The sequence below is a fragment of the Campylobacter showae genome (genome assembly GCF_900573985.1).
Classification (GTDB): domain Bacteria; phylum Campylobacterota; class Campylobacteria; order Campylobacterales; family Campylobacteraceae; genus Campylobacter_A; species Campylobacter_A showae_E.
The window spans coordinates 1-17,307 of the sequence record NZ_UWOK01000001.1 but is presented as its reverse complement, the minus strand read 5'-3'; the positions used below and the strand labels follow the sequence as shown (position 1 = coordinate 17,307).

The 17,307-nt window shown below is 47.2% G+C and carries 20 protein-coding genes and 1 pseudogene; 12 read left to right on the top strand and 9 right to left on the bottom strand.

Annotation, left to right across the window (positions count from 1 at the left end):
• Window positions 1–11: 11 nt before the first annotated feature.
• The 5 genes from thrB to EE116_RS00065 form a co-directional block, all read right to left on the bottom strand.
• Window positions 12–896, bottom strand: coding sequence for a homoserine kinase (gene thrB, locus EE116_RS00085; RefSeq protein WP_122872710.1), 885 nt, complete (start codon window positions 894–896; stop codon window positions 12–14).
• 8 nt (window positions 897–904) lie between these two features.
• The gene (locus EE116_RS00080; RefSeq protein ID WP_009494930.1) at window positions 905–1,231 is read right to left on the bottom strand and encodes a glycoprotease family protein; all 327 of its coding nucleotides are present in this window, start codon (window positions 1,229–1,231) and stop codon (window positions 905–907) included.
• Window positions 1,232–1,356: 125 nt separating this feature from the next.
• Window positions 1,357–2,241: a UDP-3-O-acyl-N-acetylglucosamine deacetylase gene (gene lpxC / locus EE116_RS00075; RefSeq protein ID WP_122872709.1), complete on the bottom strand. Its 885-nt coding sequence runs from the start codon at window positions 2,239–2,241 to the stop codon at window positions 1,357–1,359.
• A 63-nt stretch (window positions 2,242–2,304) separates the two neighbouring features.
• On the bottom strand, window positions 2,305–3,672 hold the full coding sequence (gene pgp6, locus EE116_RS00070) for a peptidoglycan metallopeptidase Pgp6 (RefSeq protein WP_122872708.1): 1,368 nt from the start codon (window positions 3,670–3,672) through the stop codon (window positions 2,305–2,307).
• A gap of 73 nt (window positions 3,673–3,745) precedes the next feature.
• Window positions 3,746–4,576: a prephenate dehydrogenase gene (locus EE116_RS00065; protein ID WP_122872707.1), complete on the bottom strand. Its 831-nt coding sequence runs from the start codon at window positions 4,574–4,576 to the stop codon at window positions 3,746–3,748.
• Between the two features lie 80 nt (window positions 4,577–4,656).
• Between EE116_RS00065 and bamA the strand changes: the two genes are divergently transcribed.
• The gene (gene bamA / locus EE116_RS00060; RefSeq protein ID WP_122872706.1) at window positions 4,657–6,927 is read left to right on the top strand and encodes an outer membrane protein assembly factor BamA; all 2,271 of its coding nucleotides are present in this window, start codon (window positions 4,657–4,659) and stop codon (window positions 6,925–6,927) included.
• A gap of 147 nt (window positions 6,928–7,074) precedes the next feature.
• Here bamA and EE116_RS00055 read toward each other — a convergent pair whose 3' ends face one another.
• On the bottom strand, window positions 7,075–7,533 hold the full coding sequence (locus EE116_RS00055) for a DUF3137 domain-containing protein (RefSeq protein WP_122872705.1): 459 nt from the start codon (window positions 7,531–7,533) through the stop codon (window positions 7,075–7,077).
• Between the two features lie 216 nt (window positions 7,534–7,749).
• On the opposite strand from EE116_RS00055, the gene ribD reads away from it, so the two are divergent.
• Both ribD and thiF read left to right on the top strand, forming a co-directional pair.
• Entirely contained in the window at window positions 7,750–8,841 is a 1,092-nt protein-coding gene (gene ribD, locus EE116_RS00050) for a bifunctional diaminohydroxyphosphoribosylaminopyrimidine deaminase/5-amino-6-(5-phosphoribosylamino)uracil reductase RibD (RefSeq protein WP_122872704.1), read from the top strand.
• A 46-nt stretch (window positions 8,842–8,887) separates the two neighbouring features.
• Window positions 8,888–9,742: a sulfur carrier protein ThiS adenylyltransferase ThiF gene (gene thiF / locus EE116_RS00045; protein WP_122872703.1), complete on the top strand. Its 855-nt coding sequence runs from the start codon at window positions 8,888–8,890 to the stop codon at window positions 9,740–9,742.
• Between the two features lie 324 nt (window positions 9,743–10,066).
• On the opposite strand, the gene EE116_RS00040 is transcribed toward thiF, so the two are convergent.
• From EE116_RS00040 to mqnF, 3 genes are all read right to left on the bottom strand, one after another.
• On the bottom strand, window positions 10,067–10,555 hold the full coding sequence (locus EE116_RS00040; protein WP_122872702.1) for a hypothetical protein: 489 nt from the start codon (window positions 10,553–10,555) through the stop codon (window positions 10,067–10,069).
• A gap of 279 nt (window positions 10,556–10,834) precedes the next feature.
• On the bottom strand, window positions 10,835–11,704 hold the full coding sequence (gene sppA, locus EE116_RS00035) for a signal peptide peptidase SppA (RefSeq protein WP_122872701.1): 870 nt from the start codon (window positions 11,702–11,704) through the stop codon (window positions 10,835–10,837).
• A gap of 163 nt (window positions 11,705–11,867) precedes the next feature.
• Window positions 11,868–13,094: an aminofutalosine deaminase family hydrolase gene (gene mqnF / locus EE116_RS00030; RefSeq protein WP_122872700.1), complete on the bottom strand. Its 1,227-nt coding sequence runs from the start codon at window positions 13,092–13,094 to the stop codon at window positions 11,868–11,870.
• Between the two features lie 92 nt (window positions 13,095–13,186).
• Between mqnF and aroQ the strand changes: the two genes are divergently transcribed.
• The 9 genes and pseudogenes from aroQ to EE116_RS00005 form a co-directional block, all read left to right on the top strand.
• Window positions 13,187–13,675 (top strand): type II 3-dehydroquinate dehydratase, encoded by a 489-nt coding sequence (aroQ, locus tag EE116_RS00025; protein ID WP_122872699.1) that lies wholly within the window; start codon window positions 13,187–13,189, stop codon window positions 13,673–13,675.
• A 13-nt stretch (window positions 13,676–13,688) separates the two neighbouring features.
• Window positions 13,689–14,714 carry an aminopeptidase P family protein gene (locus EE116_RS00020; protein ID WP_122872698.1) on the top strand — a complete coding sequence of 342 codons (1,026 nt, stop codon included), beginning with the start codon at window positions 13,689–13,691 and terminating at the stop codon, window positions 14,712–14,714.
• A complete protein-coding gene (folK, locus tag EE116_RS00015) occupies window positions 14,711–15,211 on the top strand; it encodes a 2-amino-4-hydroxy-6-hydroxymethyldihydropteridine diphosphokinase (protein ID WP_122872697.1) in 501 nt (166 codons plus the stop codon). Before EE116_RS00020 ends, folK begins: the two co-directional genes overlap by 4 nt.
• Before the next feature lie 112 nt (window positions 15,212–15,323).
• Window positions 15,324–15,533: a hypothetical protein gene (locus EE116_RS13185; RefSeq protein WP_241091602.1), complete on the top strand. Its 210-nt coding sequence runs from the start codon at window positions 15,324–15,326 to the stop codon at window positions 15,531–15,533.
• Between the two features lie 17 nt (window positions 15,534–15,550).
• Window positions 15,551–15,733 carry a hypothetical protein gene (locus EE116_RS13180; RefSeq protein ID WP_241091601.1) on the top strand — a complete coding sequence of 61 codons (183 nt, stop codon included), beginning with the start codon at window positions 15,551–15,553 and terminating at the stop codon, window positions 15,731–15,733.
• Between the two features lie 50 nt (window positions 15,734–15,783).
• Complete coding sequence (locus EE116_RS13175) at window positions 15,784–16,242, top strand: flagellar biosynthesis protein FlhF (RefSeq protein ID WP_420886347.1); 459 nt, start codon at window positions 15,784–15,786, stop codon at window positions 16,240–16,242.
• Complete coding sequence (locus EE116_RS13170; protein WP_420886352.1) at window positions 16,229–16,366, top strand: hypothetical protein; 138 nt, start codon at window positions 16,229–16,231, stop codon at window positions 16,364–16,366. Before EE116_RS13175 ends, EE116_RS13170 begins: the two co-directional genes overlap by 14 nt.
• A complete protein-coding gene (locus EE116_RS13165) occupies window positions 16,363–16,761 on the top strand; it encodes a flagellar biosynthesis protein FlhF (RefSeq protein ID WP_420886346.1) in 399 nt (132 codons plus the stop codon). Before EE116_RS13170 ends, EE116_RS13165 begins: the two co-directional genes overlap by 4 nt.
• Before the next feature lie 78 nt (window positions 16,762–16,839).
• Window positions 16,840–17,307 (top strand): annotated as a pseudogene (locus tag EE116_RS00005) (AAA family ATPase); the annotation flags it as partial.

Genomic DNA, 17,307 nt, shown 5'->3' with positions numbered 1-17,307 from the left:
TTAGCTTTTTTTTAGCTTTGTAGGATTTTTATCCCGTCGTTGTCGAAATTAAAAATTTCAACCCGAAAGCTCTTAAATTTATCTTGCAGTTTTTGTTTTAAATTTGCCGCATCGCCCGCGTAAACGATATTTAAAAAGCTCGATCCGCTGCCTGAAAGCGTGCTTAAAAGCGCGCCGTTTTCGTAGGCTATCTTGCGCGCTTCAAAGAGCTCTGGCAGGCTTTGCATGCGGATTTGTTCGTGCATGACGTCTTTTGCCGCCGTCCTTAAAAGTTCGTAATTTTCGCTAAAAAAGCAAGCCGTGAGAAATGCGGCGTGAGAGAGGTTGCTAACGCACTCGCCCATAGTGAAATTTTTAGGTAGCTTGGCGCGAGATTCGTTTGTGCTCATCGGCTTATCCGGGATCACGACGACGGCTTTGATATCGGCGCTTAAAGGTTTTTTTAGAGATTTTACCTTGCCGTTTTCAACGACCGAGCTAACAAAGCCGCCAAGCGTCGCAGGAGCGATATTATCCGGGTGATTTTCGTAAACTAGAGCTTGGTTTAAAATCGCGCTTTTATCAGCCTTAAATCCTGCCGCCGCATAAGCTGCCGCGATGGCTGAAGTGATTACCGCAGAGGAGCTTCCAAGGCCGCGAGAAAACGGGATCTTATTGGTAAAAATCATGCGAAAAGTATCTTTTTTGCCCGTTAGTTTGACGTAAATTTCGTTGAAAATAGATAAAAAAATGTTGTTTTTCTTAAGAAGCGCGTTGTCTTTGCCTTCGCCCAAAATGCTCACGGAGGCGAAATTTGCCCTCGTTATCTCGACTGTGTTGTGTAGCTCTAGGGCAAGACCCAAGGCGTCAAAGCCGGGACCTATGTTTGCGCTTGTGGCTGGAACTAAAATTTGCAAGAAATCTCCTAAACGGCTTGAATAACGTAATTTGGTAGGGTATCTAAATTTAGATTTAAAACGGCTAAATTTTGCGGCAAGCTAAATTCGCCGGCCTCTGCTTTTTGCAGTTTGACGCCATCGGGCGTATCTACGAAACTTAAATTTTTATTCGCCCGTATCGGCGCGCCGCCGTTGAGCTCAAAGCCGCTAACTGCGTAAAATTCGCACTCTTTTACTATACTAATCGTCTTTAAAACAACGTAAGCGACCTTTACGCCCATAAAGCTACCAGGGCCGTTTGCGTAGATGATTTTTTTTAGGTTAAATTTGCCGTCGTTTAAAACCTCGTCCATTATTTTTACGAGGGAGACGTCGGATTTTTCTTCGCTAGAAATTTGCTCTAAAAGCTCGCCGTTTTCGTCATAAATACCGACGATTAGCGGCGAGCTAAGAGCGATAACTAAAATTTGGATATTTTTTATGCAAATACCTTTTGATACTCGCGCGCGAAATCGCCTTTTAGCGTGATAATCTCGTAGTTTTTATCGTCGCTTAGGATAGCTAGCGTTAGCTCGTGATTTAGCTCGTGACTGCCCGCAAAGCTCGTATAATCAGCCATCAATGGCGCGCCCATCAGGCTTAGATCGCCGATTGCGTCTAAAATTTTATGACGAACGAATTCATTTTCAAAGCGCAGGCCTTCAGGATTTAAAATTTTATTATCATCGATGACTACGGCGTTATCTAGGCTACCGCCGAGGGCTAAATTTTGCGCCCTTAACATCTGCACGTCTTTTAAAAATCCAAACGTCCTTGCACGCGCGATCTCTTCGATGTAGGCTTGTTTGCTAAACTCGAATACGTAATTTTGCTCGCCGATTATCGGGTGGGCAAATTTGATAGTAAAGTCAAATTTCGGGTTATTCGACGGCGTTACTCTGGCGAATTTTCCGTTTTTGTTTACTTCTACTGGGCGCTTGATTACGATTACTTTTTTATCCGCGTCTAGCTCAGCCGTGCCCGCTTCATCCAGCATCATGCAGTAGCTTATCGCCGAGCCGTCCATTACCGGCACTTCGTTGGCATCTAGGACTATGCGGATATTGTCAATGCCGTAGCCGTTTATCGCGCTAAGGAGATGCTCGATCGTCGAGATGTAGCCCTCTTTGCCGCCGATTACGGTTGCCATTTGAGTATTTATCACGTTTTTTGGCTCCGCTTTAAAGCTCACTCCGAGGTCTTTTCTGTAAAATATTATTCCCGAATTTGCCCCGAGCGGCTCAAGCGTGATTTTTATCGGTTCGCCCTTGTGAAGCCCGATACCTACGCCTTCTATGGCTGATTTTATAGTTGTTTGTTTCAAATTTTCGCCCCTATTTTTCCTATTCTTGCCATTATACAACAAATTTACAACAAAACGGCAAATTTATTCGACCATTTTTTTAGCTGCGCTTAAAACGCCTGTTACGTTATCCTTCATCCAGCCGTTATCCATCCACTCCTCCGGACGCACTTCTATGCCTTGAACTAGCATGCCAAAGTGTAAGTGATCACCCATCGCTAGGCCGGTAACTCCGGTGTTTGCGATGACGTCGCCCGCCTTGACCGAGTCGCCGGCCTTGACGTTTAGCGAGCTGCAGTGTCCGTAGAGCGAAAATAGTCCGAATCCATGATTTATCAGGATATTGCGCCCATAGATGCCGTTATCCGCGGCAAATTCGACTATGCCGTCATTGCTAGCCACGATGTCGGCTTTTTGGGTCGAGGCTAGGTCGATACCCATGTGCCAGCTTTCGCTGACGTCTTTATCCTCAAATGTATAATATCTGTGGTCGCCAAAGCTCGCCACGGCTTTACCGTTTTTTAGCGGATAAAATTTATTTACGCTAAAGTTTTCAGCCGTGTCTATCTCAACTTTTGCGGCGATTTGCGAGATTATTTTTTCGTTTGCCTCGCGGAGATTTTCATTGACGAATTTCATCTTTTCCAGATTGCTCATTGCGTCATAATTTTTTGCGTATTGCTGCGCTAGTTCCGGGATTTTTTCGTTTAAAAATCTACTTTGACCGTCTAGTTTTATCTTTGAGGTGCGGTATTTTTTGTCTTGGTAGAAAAATCTTATCTTGCTTTTGGTTATATTTCCCGCTGCGTCAAGCGCCACGACGTCGGCGCCAAACGAGCCTTGCTGCGCCGGCCAAGCTACTAGCGAGGCGTAATAGCCGTCTTTTACGAATTTGCTCGGGATAAATTTTTTACCATAGTTTGTCTCGATATAGACCTCTTTTAGCATTTCATCAGTCGCCTTAAACACGACCGTCGCGCTACCGCCTTTGGTGATGGCGTATGAGTGGTTTAGGATGTTTACGTCGGGTTTTTTGTTATCGACGGTGATTTTGACCTCTTTTTTTTGCGTGTTGCCGAGGAAAAATCCCCATTTGCTAGTATCCGTGGCCTCGATCACGATGTTGTAGATATCTTTTTGTGCGCCAAATCCCGTTTTCGGAAAGGTTAAATTTAAATCGACGATCTCAGACGGCGCTTCAAATTTTTGAGTCAATAAATTTACGCTGCCTTTTTCGTCTATAAGCGAAATTTTAACCGATTTCACGCCGCCTTCGTCGGTTATTTTGATCGGTAGAGGCGAGGTTAGATTCCAGTAAATTTGATCTGAGATAGCTATGCTCGGTGCTTCGCGTTCAAATGTTTTTGAGGTAAATAAAAAAGCTATCGCCGCAACTAAAAGTAAAATAATAATGCCGAAAAATATCAAATTCGGATTGCCGCGTCTTCTCATAAAAATCTCCTAAATCTTAAAGAGACCGATTTTACTAAAAAGCGATAAATTTAAGGTAAATTTGCGCCCGAATTTATAAAATTTCGCGTATTTTTCTAGCTTCGCCCATCCATTCTCGCAGCTCGTCCCACTTCTCGTTTTTGATTAAATTTTCGCATTCGTCCAGCTCTTTTTTGAAAAGGTCTATCGAATTTATCAAATTTTGCTTGTTTTGTTTAAAGATATCCGTCCACATCACTGGCGAGCTTTTGGCGATCCTGATCATGCCGTTAAATCCCGTGCCGCTTAGCGCGATGATATTTTTTTTGTTTTCCTTTTTTAGTACGCTGCTAGCTAGCGAAAAGCTGATGGCGTGGGGCAGGTGAGAGATGACGCTGGCGTGATGGTCGTGCTCCGCCGCGCTCATAAAAATGATCTTCATGCCTAGGTGTGAAAATAGCTCGACCGAGCGCTTGACGTGCATCTCGCCGCTTTCTTTAAAGTCGCAGATAGCTACGACGGCGTCTTTAAAAAGCCCAGAAAACGCGGCAGTCGGACCGGAGTATTCCGTGCCCGCCATCGGGTGCGCGGGGATGAAATTTTGCCTGATGCTCTCGGGCACCGCTTCGATTATTTTTTGCTTGGTGCTACCAAGATCGACGATAGTCGTGTTTTCGCCGATACCTTCAAATTCTTTAACGATTTTGATGATGCCTTCGACGGGGATGGCTAGAAATATCATATCGCATTTTTGCTTCATCTGCTCAAGAGTTAAAATTTCATGCACGAGACCGAGCTCAATGGCTTGTTTTTCGTGCTCTTTGTTTAGATCCATGCCGCTAACGCAGCTGATTAGTTTTTCGTTTTTTAGGCTAAGACCTAGCGAGCCGCCGATGAGTCCTAGGCCTACGATACCGATTTTCATAAATTCACCTTTTAAATTTATATTGTTTAAAAATAAAATGTGCTATTATACAGCCTTATCATCACTTTTAGGTTAAATAAATGAAAAAAAGCGTTTTTCTACTACTTCTGGGTGCTGTTTTGGCAAATGCCCAGCAGATAACTTCCATAAATTTTAAAGGTCTTGTGCATCTGTCTCCAGAAACTGCAAAGGAGATAATGGGGCTAAAAGTCGGCGACGATCTAAACGGCGATAGTACGGATAGGGCGATCGCAAAGCTGTTTAGGCAGGGCTATTTCGACGATATATATATCGAAAACGAGGGCGGCGACGTAACCGTAACGGTAAAAGAAAAGCCTAGCATCGCTCGTATCGATATCAAGGGCGTAGTGACTAACGATAAAACCGCTATCGACGGGCTAATCAATATCAAACAAGGCAATATGTACGACGAGCTAGCTATCGAGCGCGCAAAAGAGCGCATCAGGCAGTATTACGAGTCAAAAGGATACTTTGACACTATCGTGGACGTAACAAAAGAGCCGGTAGCGGGCAATGAAAGCAGCCTTTTTGTCACGATGAACATAAATCGCGGCGAAAATATCATAATAGAAAACGTAAATTTAGTTGGCGCAAAGCTTTTTGATTATGACGACGTGGAGCCTGTGGTAGCGAATAAAGAGCGCGAATTTATGGGCTGGATGTGGGGTAGAAACGACGGTAAGGTTAAGCTTTTCGAGCTACCAAACGATCCTGCGAGAATCCAAGACAAATACTACCAAAAAGGCTACCTAGACGCCACCGTCTCAAACCCGTATCTAAACGCCTATATGGATAACTACACCGCAGACCTCACCTACTACGTGACCGAGGGCGAGCAGTATAGGGTATCTAGCGTAGATATCGAAGCGCCTGAGTTTTTAGAGCTTGATAAAGAGAAAATTTTAAAAGACTTTAGGCTAGAGAGCGGCGACGTGATGAACTCCGCTCGCCTAAGGCAAGACATGAAAAAGCTCGACGATATGGTAGCGGATAAGGGCTACGCGTTTGTAAGGATAAATCCAAAAACCGAGAAAAATGTCGAGGACAAGACTGTTAGTATCGTCTATGAGGTTTTACCGGACGAAAAAGTATATATAAGAAACGTGCAAATTTCAGGTAACGACAGAACCGTGGATAGGGTCGTTAGACGCGAGCTATACCTCACGGAGGGAAATTTATACAGTAGAACAGACCTGCAAGACAGCAAGGACGCTCTAAGGCGAACGAGTTATTTTGACGAGGTTGAGATCGAGGAGCAGCGCGTCGGAGCAAACCAAGTTGACTTACTCGTAAAAGTAAAAGAGGCCTCCACGGGCTCGATCAGCGGCGGTATCGGCTACGGTAGCTCGGACGGTTTGCTACTTAACGCGAGCGTGTCTGATACGAACGTATTTGGTAGCGGCTTGAAAGGCGTCATAAGCGTAGATAGGAGCGATAACGAGCTCTCCGGGCAGATAGGTCTAACCAACCCGCGCCTTTTTGATAGCGAATATAGCCTTGGCGGCACTCTTTATGCTAACGACTATAGCTGGAATAACTACGATGAGAAATCATACGGTCTAAACGTCGTCGTAGGCAGAAAACTAACTAGAAATCTAAGCGCGTCTCTGGGTTACATCATAGAGCAAAGCCGTATCAGCGGGCTTAGCGACGTGCTAAAAACCGTCGGGTACAAAGACGGCAAGAGCCTAAAAAGCTCGCTCATACCGTCTATCACGTATAATAGCACGGATGACTACTACCTACCTCGCACCGGTATCATCGCAAGCACCAGCCTAGAGTTTGCGGGCGTGGGCGGCGACGAGAAATTTTTAAAGAGCAGAACGAATTTCAACTGGTATCAAGGTATCAGAGAGTGGGTGGACTACGACCTTATTTTTAGATTCAAATCAAGCTTTGGCAAAATTTGGGATCGCGGCTGGGTGCCTATCAACGAGAGACTATATCTAGGCGGCATCAGAAATCTACGCGGATTTGAGAGTAGAACCGTCTCGCCTAAAGTCAAAGTCGCCAGCGGTAGCTGGTACGAGACGGGCGGCGATACGTCGTTTAACAGCTCGGCAGAACTTAGCTTCCCGCTAATAGAGCGCGTAAAGATGCGCGGATTGCTGTTTGTTGACTACGGCGTTATTCGCGGCAGGATCGCAAACGTAACGGCGCCAGGCATCGTGGATTATATCGACGGACGTATCAGTAGATATAGTGCGGGCGCAGGTATCGAGTGGGTAACGCCTATGGGGCCGCTACAGCTAATCTTTGCCAAACCGCTCAAAAAGCAAGACGGCGACGATACGAGTACGTTTGAATTTACTATCGGACAACGTTTCTAATATTACAATAAAACGGCGTTTTGTGTGGCAAGACGCCGTTTTTAACTTTCTATCCCATAAATACTGCTTTTATCTCGATACAAATTTGTACTAAATTTTGCCTTATTTACGTTGCGATTTAATTTTATCTACAAAATCCCCAATCATCTAAACCGTCAAATTTGCCTCTTGCTTAAAAATATCAAGGTTTAAATTTAATTCGTCTATGATAGATAAAAGTTCTGAAATTTCCTTTTTTATCCGCGCGGCGTCCTCAAGGCTAGGCGGTAGCGAAAATGGCGTAGTTTCAAATCTATTTTTCGCTCCGTTTAAAAATAGATAAAATTTATCGTCCATAAACGCAGCGCTCACGCCCATCTCTCCCGCAAATTTTATCTTTAATTCGCGCAAGCGCTTCATGAATGCGGGCGTCAAAAGATACCTCGCTTCGACCTTGTCGTCCGTAAAAACCCTAAATTCATCGTTAAAAAGAGCATCGTCCATCTGCTCTTTTTCGCCTAAAAATTTAGTGTTTAGAGTGCGGCTTGCCACTATCGTTTGCCCGCTAAATTTCTTATCAAACTCGCAGACCAAGACAGAGCCGCTAAAGGCCTGCATATCTTTCATCGTCTCTCACGCAAAAATTATCACTCGGAAACTAAAAGCTTCTCATGGTTTATGATACACATGACTTCGTGAGATTAATTTGATATTGTTTGGAGCGAAATTTACGCCGTAAGGGTGCGGGTTTGGCGGGCAAGCCAGTAAAATATGGGCGTCAAATTTAAAAATTAGCCGCGCAAATTTTAGTATAATACCCCAAAATTTAACTAGGCGGAAGCGATGATAAACGACGAATTTTATATGTCTTTAGCCATAAAAAAGGCTTGGGAGTTTCAAATTTTAACCTACCCAAATCCAGCTGTCGGTTGCGCGGTTTTAGACGCCGGCGGCAGGCTTCTCTCGGTCGCCGCGCATAAAAAGGCGGGCTTTCTACACGCCGAGCCAAGCGCGATTTTATTGGCGCTCTGCGAAAAAAGCGAGGCATTTTTGAGCGATTTTTTACGCGATTATCATGCGGCTTCGGGCGTCAAATTTGAAAGCGCTGCAGAGCTTGAAAATGCGGATTTGGAGCCAAATTTCACGTATGAATACATCCTGCAAAATCACGGCGATCTGCTAAAGGGCGCCAAGGCCTACGTGACGCTCGAGCCCTGTGCTCACCGTGGCAAAACCCCGCCATGCGCCGAGCTTTTGAGTCGGCTAAAATTTGCCGAAGTCGTCATCGCTAGAGGAGACGAAAACGCCGTAGCTAGCGGCGGCGCGCATATCTTGCAAAGCGGCAGCGTAGCGGTCAAATTTGACGTACTACGGCGCGAAGCGGACGATCTGGTTGAGCCGTTTCTAGCGTGGCAGGGCGGAAATTTTAGTTTTTTTAAGCTCGCCCTTAGCGCAAACGGCGTCGCAGTCGGCACCGCGCAGAGCAAAATCATCTCAAACCTAGCCAGCCGCACGCACTCTCACCGCCTTCGCAGCGCGGCCGAGCTGCTAGTTATCGGAGGCGCCACCGTCCGCGCCGACCGCCCGAGGCTAGACACCAGGCTGATAGAGGGCAGCAAAAACCCAAACGTGATGATCTACTCGCGCGAGCGCGAGTTTGACGCGTCTATACCGCTTTTTGGCATGGCGAGCAGGAGCGTGCACGTAACAAGCGACATAAATGAAGCTTTCATGCCGCGCTTAACGATGTTTGAGGGCGGCGAAAACGCGCTAAAGGCCCTAGACGAACGCGTAAAATGGCTGCTGCTTTACCGCTCGAGCGAGTTTTTAGACGCGCCCGCGGTTAGGCTAAATTTAAAACTCAAACCGCTATTTCACGGCGAGCTTGGCGGCGACGTTTACGAATGGTATAGGATCGAGCAGGATTTGGGCTAGAGCGCGTCAAATTTAGCCAAATGATTTTGTAAATTTAAGGAGAAAAATGAAAAAAATAACGCTAAACGGAGCGAAATTTAAAGTCGCGGCAAACACGATGGAGGAGCTAAAAAACGAGGCTCTGGGCGATAAAAACGGCGAGATGTATAAATTTCTAGCCAAATTTAACGCTAGCGAGCCGGATATCTTTATCCTGGACGGCTTTGCGACGAAGGAAAATTTGGAGATAAAAGATGGCGCAAATGTCGTATTTATAAGGCGCGGCGTGATGCCTGGACGAGAGGTGCTAAAGGCCATGATCGCCTCCAGAAACAGCCCCGAGCTAAACGCGGCTCTAGCTAGCGGCTGCGTGGGCGTGGCGGGACTTGGCGGTCTTGGCTCAAATATCGCGCTAAGCCTTGCCCGCACGGGAGTCGCTAAGCTCGTGCTGGCCGACTTTGACGTCGTGGAGCCTAGCAACCTAAACCGCCAGCAGTACTTCGTCCGCCACATCGGCATGAAAAAAACGGACGCGCTAAAAGAGCTCATCGCCGAGGTAAATCCATTTGTCGAGGTGGTGACGCACGACGTGACGCTAGACGCGAGCAACGTCGCCGAGATTTTCGCGCCGTGCAGCATTATCTGCGAGGCCTTTGACAATGTCGCGGGCAAGGCGATGATGGTAAACGAGGCGGGCGCGAGCCTGCGGGACAAAAAGATCGTCGGCGCGTCGGGCATGGCGGGGCACTTTAGCTCAAATCTCATAAAAACGGTCAAATTCGCGCGAAACGTCTATCTGTGCGGCGATCTGCAAAACGCTGCGGGCGTAGGACAGGGGCTCATGGCCGCGCGCGTGGCGATCTGCGCAAATCACGAGGCAAACCTTGCTATTAGGCTTTTGATGGGGCTTGAGGAGGTTTAAATTTGACGGCGGCGACCTTTTAGCTTGCGCTCAAATTTAGCTTTAGCGAGTTTTTGATTGCGATAAATTTGAGTAAATTTCGTTGCGATAAAGTTAATGGCTTGCGTTTTGCCGTGTCAAAATTTAGCTTGCAAATCGGTTATTTATCGCATGAAATTTTGTAAATTTGCGTCTAATTTATATAAAATTTGACCAAATTTACTCGTCTGATTGCTTGGTTAGTTGTTTGCGTTTGGCGGACTTTACCGAAGTTTGTTTTAAATTTTATCGTGAGATTCAATCCAAATGAGCGCGCGCCTAACAAGAAGTCAAATTTTACCTACGCTACTTCATCTTCGGACGAAACGAGCGTTTTACGTCAAAGCCCTTGCCTGCGATTTTTATATCGTTTGGGATCGCGCCTGTTGGGGCGGAGGCGTCCTTTTTGGCGGACAAAAACTCCACTAGGCTTTGCCAGACGAAATCAGCATCCAGATAAAGCCCCATCGCTCTAAGTTGCGGATTTATCGCTACAAAGTCGGTAGTTTTCGTTTTTTTAAAAAGCACGATCGGCGCATTTAAAATCTCGTCTGCGCTTATCGCTTTACCGTCGCGAACGATGTTTTTTAACGATTTTTCGCAGGTGGCGCCTAGGGGGTATTTTATGTCGAGCAAAATATCCTCTCTCGTGGCGCGATCGCCTATCTGCCGAAACTGCGAAACGATATAGGCGCGAAAACCGTCGTTAAACGTCAAGATCCCAGTTTTGTTATCGGTTTCTTTAAGATCAAGGCTCGTGTAAATCTTACCCTGCGCGGCAAAAATATGGACCAAATTTTGGCCGATAAAGATGATGGAGTGCAGCAGGCGCGGAACTTCATTGATGTCGGTTTTGTTTAAATTTATAAATTTACCGTCAGTAAATCGGTAGCCGCCCAGTTTTCGCTCAAAATCTATTTGATCTATTTGGTTTAGTTTCCATAGCTCATCGGCGGCGACGAGAGTCGAGTTTCTGCGGTCATAGATTAGCGTCTAGTCAAGGCCGTATTTTGAGACCATAAAGTCGTAGTTGTCTTTAAATTTCGAGATTATTTTCACGGCGCGCCTTTAAATTTACCTCGCCTTAGTTTCAAAAAATGCCGAGATTAGCGAGTTTGCGCCCTGATTTATAAATTTTTGCATCGCTTTTTCGTAGACGGACGGCTTTGCCCAGACGGGCTCGGCCACGCCGCTTAGCTTTTCTAGCTCGGCGCGCGCAGAATAATAATCGCTCACCTCGTCGATGAGTCCGAGTTTTGCCGCATCGCGAGCGAGAAATACCCGCGCGTTGGCCCACTCTTTGCTTTTGTTTGCGTCTAGATTTCTATCCGCCGCCACGTCGCTTACGAACATCTCGTAGCTGGCGTTTACGAGCTCTTGCAGTTGCTCGCGCTCGATCTTGCTCCACGGGCGCAGAAACGTCCCCGCCTCTTTATACTCGCCCGCTTTTACGACTTGCTGCGAGACGCCGATTTTAGCCGCTAGCTCGCTAGCATCCGCGCCTTGCATTATCACGCCGATCGATCCGATGAATGCGCCCGGATTTGCTAAAATCTTGTTCGCGCCAGCGCCCGCGTAGTAGCTACCGCTCGTCATCGACCCGCCCGCATACGCGACCACGGGCTTTGCGGCGCGTAGATTTTTGATCGCTAGGTGCAGCTCGACGCTAGGCGCCAGCGCGCCGCCGGGGCTATCGATGTAGAGCAGCACGCCTTTGATGTTGGCGTCCTTGCGCGCGGCCTCGATCTTTTCTAGCGCCTCGTTTGCGTCCATGATCGCGCCTGAGAGGTTGATCTGGGTTAGGTTGGGCGGATTTACGCTCTCGCCTTTGCCGCTAAAAAATATCAAAAAGACGATGAGCAAAAACAACATCGCCTTAAAATACGTGTTTATGAACCTAAAAATCGCCGCGATCGGCGAGAAAATAAACTTAAAAAATCCCATTTTTTTCCTTTAAATTTGTCGTTTTCGTGAAATTCGGGCGCATTTTACCATTTAAATTTATAAATTTAGCTAGCGGGCGGGATTTAAGAAACGAGCCACAAATTTGAGCTTAAATTTAGCATTTTTATTTTTTCGCGCCAGAGCCTAAACCGTAAAATTCGGCTTAATCGTTTAAATTTACCTCCGCGCCGCCAACAAATAGCCGCTCGCAGCCTCTGGCATGCAAGATGAGCATGAGCGGTAGCTGCGCCGCGTCGGCGTCTGCAAAACCGCCGTATAGCGCGAGGTCGGCCAGCTTGCCCTCTTTTATCTCGCCTGCGTCCAAATTTAGCGCCTTTGCCGCGTTTTTTGTCGATGCTAGAAGCAAAATTTTAGCAAGCTCAAGCGGATCAAATTCGGCGTGAATGAGTAAATTTGCCCGCAGCTCGTCCAAGAAATTTAGGCTCATATTTGAGCTAAGCCCGTCCGTGCCGATGTTTATGTTTGCTCCCACGTCCAGCGCGGCGCGTAAATTTAGCGTGCGTTTGCTAAGCAGCCTGTTTGAAACCGCGCAGTGCGTGAGACTGTGAAGCTCCGGGTCAAAACCCGAAAAATCATCCGTCCAAACGCAGTGCGTAAAGAGCGTGCGAACGCCCGCAAACATCGCTACAAACGAGCTTGGCGAGTAAAGCGGGTACGCGGCGGGGTTAAATTTGCCCAGCCACTCTTTAAAGCCGCCCGTGCCGCCCTCTAGCCAGCTTTTTTCATGCTCGCTCTCCATAAAATGCGTCGAGACGACCAGCTCCAGCTCGCGGGCTAAATTTAGCGCCGCAGCGGCTAAATCAGGGTGCGTAGAGTAGGGCGAGTGCACTGAAACCGCAGGCGTAAAAAGCGGGCTTTTGCGCTTTTGCGACGCTTCAAAGCGGGCGGTGAAATTTGCCAAATTTTGCTCGAGCGCTGCTTCATTCGTACCTAAAATTTCGTTAAAAAACACGACTCGCCCGCCGCAGTTCGCGCACGCGTCCAAATCCCGGCCAAAGCTCGACACCGCTCCGAAGCTCGCCACGCCGCTACGCTGCATGGTTTTTATCGCAGAGGCGATGAGGTCATCGTTTGCCGCCTGCGAGAGCGCGCCGCGAGAGGCGATAACGGAGCTTAGCCACTCTAAAAAATCGCCGTAAACGAGGCTGGTTTTGTTCGCGCTAAATTCCAGATGTACGTGCGGATTGATGAAAGCAGGCGCCAAAACGGCATCCGGATACTCGAAAAACCGCGCATTAGGGTATCTTTTGCGCAGCTGCTCGGCCTCGCCAACGGCCTCGATACGCTCATCAAAAGCGACCGCCGCATCCTCTAAAACGGTAAAATTTTCGTCGCATAGCATTGTAAATTTTGGTTTAACGATGATCATTTTTTAAGCTCCTATTTTTCGTGATTGTAGCGAAAATTTAGCTTAAAAAATGTATAATCAAGGCTAAATTTAAATCCTTTAAAAGGCTAAAAATGGAAACAAAATCTAAACTAATGGTCATCCAGGGCCCGAATATCAACATGCTGGGCACGCGCGAGACCGATATCTACGGCTCGATGAAGATGGAGGATATCCACGCGCAGATGAAGCTTTTTGCCGAGCAAAACGGCATCGAGATCGAGTTTTTTCAGAGCAATTTCGAGGGCGAGCTAGTGGATAAGATCCAAGAGTGCTTCGGCGAATTTGACGGCATCATCATAAACCCAGCCGCCTATACGCACACATCTATCGCGATCCGCGACGCTATCGCAGCCGTCGGGCTTCCGGTCATCGAGGTTCATATCAGCAACATCCACCGCCGCGAAGAATTCCGCCAAAAAAGCCTCATAGCGCCGGTGACTGCGGGACAGATCGTCGGCTTTGGACCTGTGGGCTACCACCTAGCCATGATCGCGATTTTACAAATTTTCGAGCAGATAAAAGCCATGAAAGCCGCAAGAGCGGGCGAAAAAGCGGAGTAAAACGAGGCAAAATTTGAAAAATTTTATCCTAAAGGACGAAAACGCCGTATTTTACGAGTGCGGATACAGCTGCGACAACGCGATATTTTTGAGTCTTGCGGGGCGCAAATTTTTCCTCACCGATGCGCGTTATAGTATCGAGGCGCGCGAGCTTTGCAAAGATACCGAAGTGATCGAGGTCGAGCGAAATTTGATAAAAGACGCGCGACTATTTTTGCGAAAGGCAGGCGTAAAGGAGCTTGCGTATAACCCGTACGATTTTAGCGCGGGTGAGTGGGAAGCTCTGAGTAAGGGGCTTGGGATAAGATTTAAGGCGCGTGCGAATTTTTCGCAAATTTCGCGCATAGTAAAAAGCGAAGATGAGATAAAAATTTTAAAACGCGCGGCGCAGCTGGGCGCGGAAAGATTTGACGAATTTGCCGCGTTCGTGCGCTCTAGCGGCGAAGGCATGAGTGAGGAGGAGCTGTTTTTTAACGCCGAGCTCATCTTTAAGAAAAAGGGCGAGCTCGCGCTTAGCTTTTCGCCTATCGTCGCGATCAACGAAAACGCCGCCAAAGCGCACGCTCTGCCGAGCAAAAAGCGTTTGCGACAGGGCGATTTGCTCCTGCTTGATGCGGGGGTTAAATTTAACCGCTACTGCTCGGATAGGACGCGCACGGCGTGCTTTGACGAAAATTTTAACTTCGGCAAAGAGCAAAATTTTAAAAATGCCAAACGCCAAGAAATTTACGAAATCGTAAAAGAGGCTCAGGCTCTAGCGATCGCGGCGGTTATGCCCGGCAAAAAGGCGTGCGAGATCGACGCGGCGGCTAGGGATTTTATCGCCGCTCAGGGTTATGGCGAGGCGTTTTTCCACAGCACCGGACACGGCGTCGGAGTCGATATCCACGAGCTTCCGTTCATCTCAAAGCGCGGAGATACCGTGCTAAAAGAGGGAATGGTCTTTAGCGTGGAGCCGGGGATCTATCTGCCTGGCGAGTTTGGCGTGCGCATCGAGGACGTCGTGGTTGTGCGCGAAAACGGAGCTGAAATTTTATGAGGGTAGCGGGAGCGAGACGGTTTGATAAATGCCTCTTTTTCCCGAAGGTTTTTGATTTTAAACCGAGCTTTAAAAATAGCGTTATTTTGGGGCTCGGAGGCAATATCGGCGACGTGAAAAAGCGCTTTAATCGGTTGCATTTTAAACTCAGCCGTGACAGCAGGTTTCACGTCGTGGAAAACTCGGCGCTCCTTATCAACGAGGCGTTTGGGTTTAAGGAGCAGGCTGATTTCACAAATGCCGTAATGCTCGCGCAAACGAGCCTTGCCGCGAGGCAAATTTTAAAAATAACGGCAAATTTAGAAAAGCGTTTCGGACGCGTGCGAAGTTTTAAAAACGCGCCTAGAACGCTTGATATAGACATTTTGTATTTTAGCGGACGAAACAGGAATGATGCGCGGTTAACGCTACCCCATCCGGGCGCGCAAAGCAGGGCTAGCGTGATTTTGCCGCTTGGGACGATGAGGCGCGTTAGCAAAAGCGGAGTGAGATTTTAAAATTTAGCGGCCACAAAGCCTAGATTTGAAGCGGGAACGGAAAATGCATAGCCTTTGCCGCGACGATTTTGGCTAGAGGCGGCGAAATTTAGCGAGAAACGAAGGAGAAGATTTGGCGACGAAGTTTTATACGTTTACCGGCGAGAGCAGTATGGAGGCGCTAAAAAAGGCGCAGGCTCAGTGCGGTGAGAGGGCGATCTTGGTAACGACGAAGCAAATTCAGCCAAAGACGATAAACAAAAAGCCGCTTTATGAAATTTTAGTTAGCGTCGAAGAGGACGCGAGCGAGCAGAAAAAAACCAGCCTCAAAAGCAAAATTTAAAGGGCTACGAGGAGTTTTTGCGCGCTCAGGCAGCAAAAGAGGAAAGGCCGCAAAAGATCATTTTAGACGAGCGCGAGCTTTTTGAAGTCGAAGCTCAAAGCGCTTTAGCTGCGGCAATTTTAGCCAAAACTCCACGAGCTCAGCCTCGCAAAATCAAAACTACAAAACAGCCCAAAATAGCGGCGAGGACATACTTCTAAACATCTCAAAAGCCGCAAAGGAGATAAGCCAAATAGCAAATATAGAAACTATGCCAAGCCGCCAAGATCAAAACTACGATAAAAAGATAGACGACGTCGCAAGGCAGGTGAGCGCACTAAGCGAAAAAGTAAATATGATAGCCGATATGTTCTGGGAGGAGCGAGCGGGTGCTAGAAACAACCTAAGCATACCGCCCGAGTTTGCCGGTATCTACAAAGACGCCAAAAATAGCGGCATGAAAGAGGAACACCTAGAGCAGATAATGAAAATAACCGTGGAAAATATGTCGCCTCAGATGAAGGCTAATCCGACCGCGGTTAGGAGATATTTTAGCTCGCTACTTAGGAAGATGCTACCGTGCAGAAGCGAAGAGGACGATAGAAAACAAAAGATAATGATGCTGGTGGGGCCGACCGGAGTTGGTAAAACTACGACTCTAGCTAAACTTGCTGCAAGATTTGCGTATGGAGACGGTAAGCGCGTGAAAAACGGGCATCATCACGCTTGATACCTACCGTATTGGGGCGGTCGAGCAGCTGTTTCAATACGCCAAGATGATGAAGCTTCCGATCCTTGACGTTATCGAAGTTGATGATTTTAAAAAACGCTCTAAGCAGCTAAATCACTGTTGAGTTATCCTCATAGACACCACGGTAGCTCGCAGTACGATAAAGAAAAGCTATCAAGGCTAGAAAAATTTTTAAAAAGCTCGGATACGCATATAGACGTGCATTTGGTGCTCTCGGCAGGAGCAAAGATCGAAGATATGCTTGAAATTACAACGGATTTAGCTTTCTTGGACATCGCGATACCACTAGATTTATCACCAAATTTGACGAGACGAAGAGTTTTGGCAACGTTTTTCCCTAGTTTACGAGGACCGAATAAGCCTGTTAGTTTTTTCTCCGTCGGCCAGGGAGTACCGGGACCGAGTATCTTGGTGGCAAAGAAGCGAATTTTAGTAAGGCTGCGTATTAGGAGGGATTTAGCCAAGGGACATAATGAGAATCAGGGCCCGAGAAACTAAAGGCCATAGTGGCCGCCCAAGCCAAAGCAACAAGAACTACGCTATTATATTTTAGCGTAACTAGCGGCAAGGCGGAATAAAAGCACCATAAGCGCAAATTTGGCTAATTTGGCCAAAACGGGTAAGAGTCGCTCACGCGGACATAGGGCTAGCGAATTTAGACGTCATCTTAAACGTGCGCGTTAATAAAAATTTGCTCCACGTACTAAAAGGCGAATGTTCCTTAAAAGATATTTTGATCGAGATAAAGCCGAATTTGACGCTGATTCCCGGTGAAAGCGGCGAGGAGATATTAAAATTTAACAACCAATTTTTGTGCGAGCAGTTTTTTGCCGAGTCGGCGAACCTTGACGGGCTTGATTTTATCATCATCGACACGGGCGCGGGTATAGGCGGAAACACGCGGCTATTTTTAGAGGCCGCAGACGAGGTCGTGGTGGTTACTATGCCCGATCCTGCAGCGATAACGGACGCCTATGCCGTTATAAAAATCACTTCAAAAGATAAAGACAATCTTTTGATGGTTTTTAACATGGTGAAAAACGA

What these genes read in the sequence shown, in the direction of transcription:
- EE116_RS00080 (WP_009494930.1), bottom strand. Translation starts at nt 1,231, where the DNA reads ATGGACGAGGTTTTAAACGACGGCAAATTTAACCTAAAAAAAATCATC.
- pgp6 (WP_122872708.1), bottom strand. Translation starts at nt 3,672, where the DNA reads ATGAGAAGACGCGGCAATCCGAATTTGATATTTTTCGGCATTATTATT.
- EE116_RS00065 (WP_122872707.1), bottom strand. Translation starts at nt 4,576, where the DNA reads ATGAAAATCGGTATCGTAGGCCTAGGACTCATCGGCGGCTCGCTAGGT.
- bamA (WP_122872706.1), top strand. Translation starts at nt 4,657, where the DNA reads ATGAAAAAAAGCGTTTTTCTACTACTTCTGGGTGCTGTTTTGGCAAAT.
- EE116_RS00055 (WP_122872705.1), bottom strand. Translation starts at nt 7,533, where the DNA reads ATGAAAGATATGCAGGCCTTTAGCGGCTCTGTCTTGGTCTGCGAGTTT.
- ribD (WP_122872704.1), top strand. Translation starts at nt 7,750, where the DNA reads ATGATAAACGACGAATTTTATATGTCTTTAGCCATAAAAAAGGCTTGG.
- thiF (WP_122872703.1), top strand. Translation starts at nt 8,888, where the DNA reads ATGAAAAAAATAACGCTAAACGGAGCGAAATTTAAAGTCGCGGCAAAC.
- sppA (WP_122872701.1), bottom strand. Translation starts at nt 11,704, where the DNA reads ATGGGATTTTTTAAGTTTATTTTCTCGCCGATCGCGGCGATTTTTAGG.
- mqnF (WP_122872700.1), bottom strand. Translation starts at nt 13,094, where the DNA reads ATGATCATCGTTAAACCAAAATTTACAATGCTATGCGACGAAAATTTT.
- aroQ (WP_122872699.1), top strand. Translation starts at nt 13,187, where the DNA reads ATGGAAACAAAATCTAAACTAATGGTCATCCAGGGCCCGAATATCAAC.
- folK (WP_122872697.1), top strand. Translation starts at nt 14,711, where the DNA reads ATGAGGGTAGCGGGAGCGAGACGGTTTGATAAATGCCTCTTTTTCCCG.
- EE116_RS13175 (WP_420886347.1), top strand. Translation starts at nt 15,784, where the DNA reads ATGCCAAGCCGCCAAGATCAAAACTACGATAAAAAGATAGACGACGTC.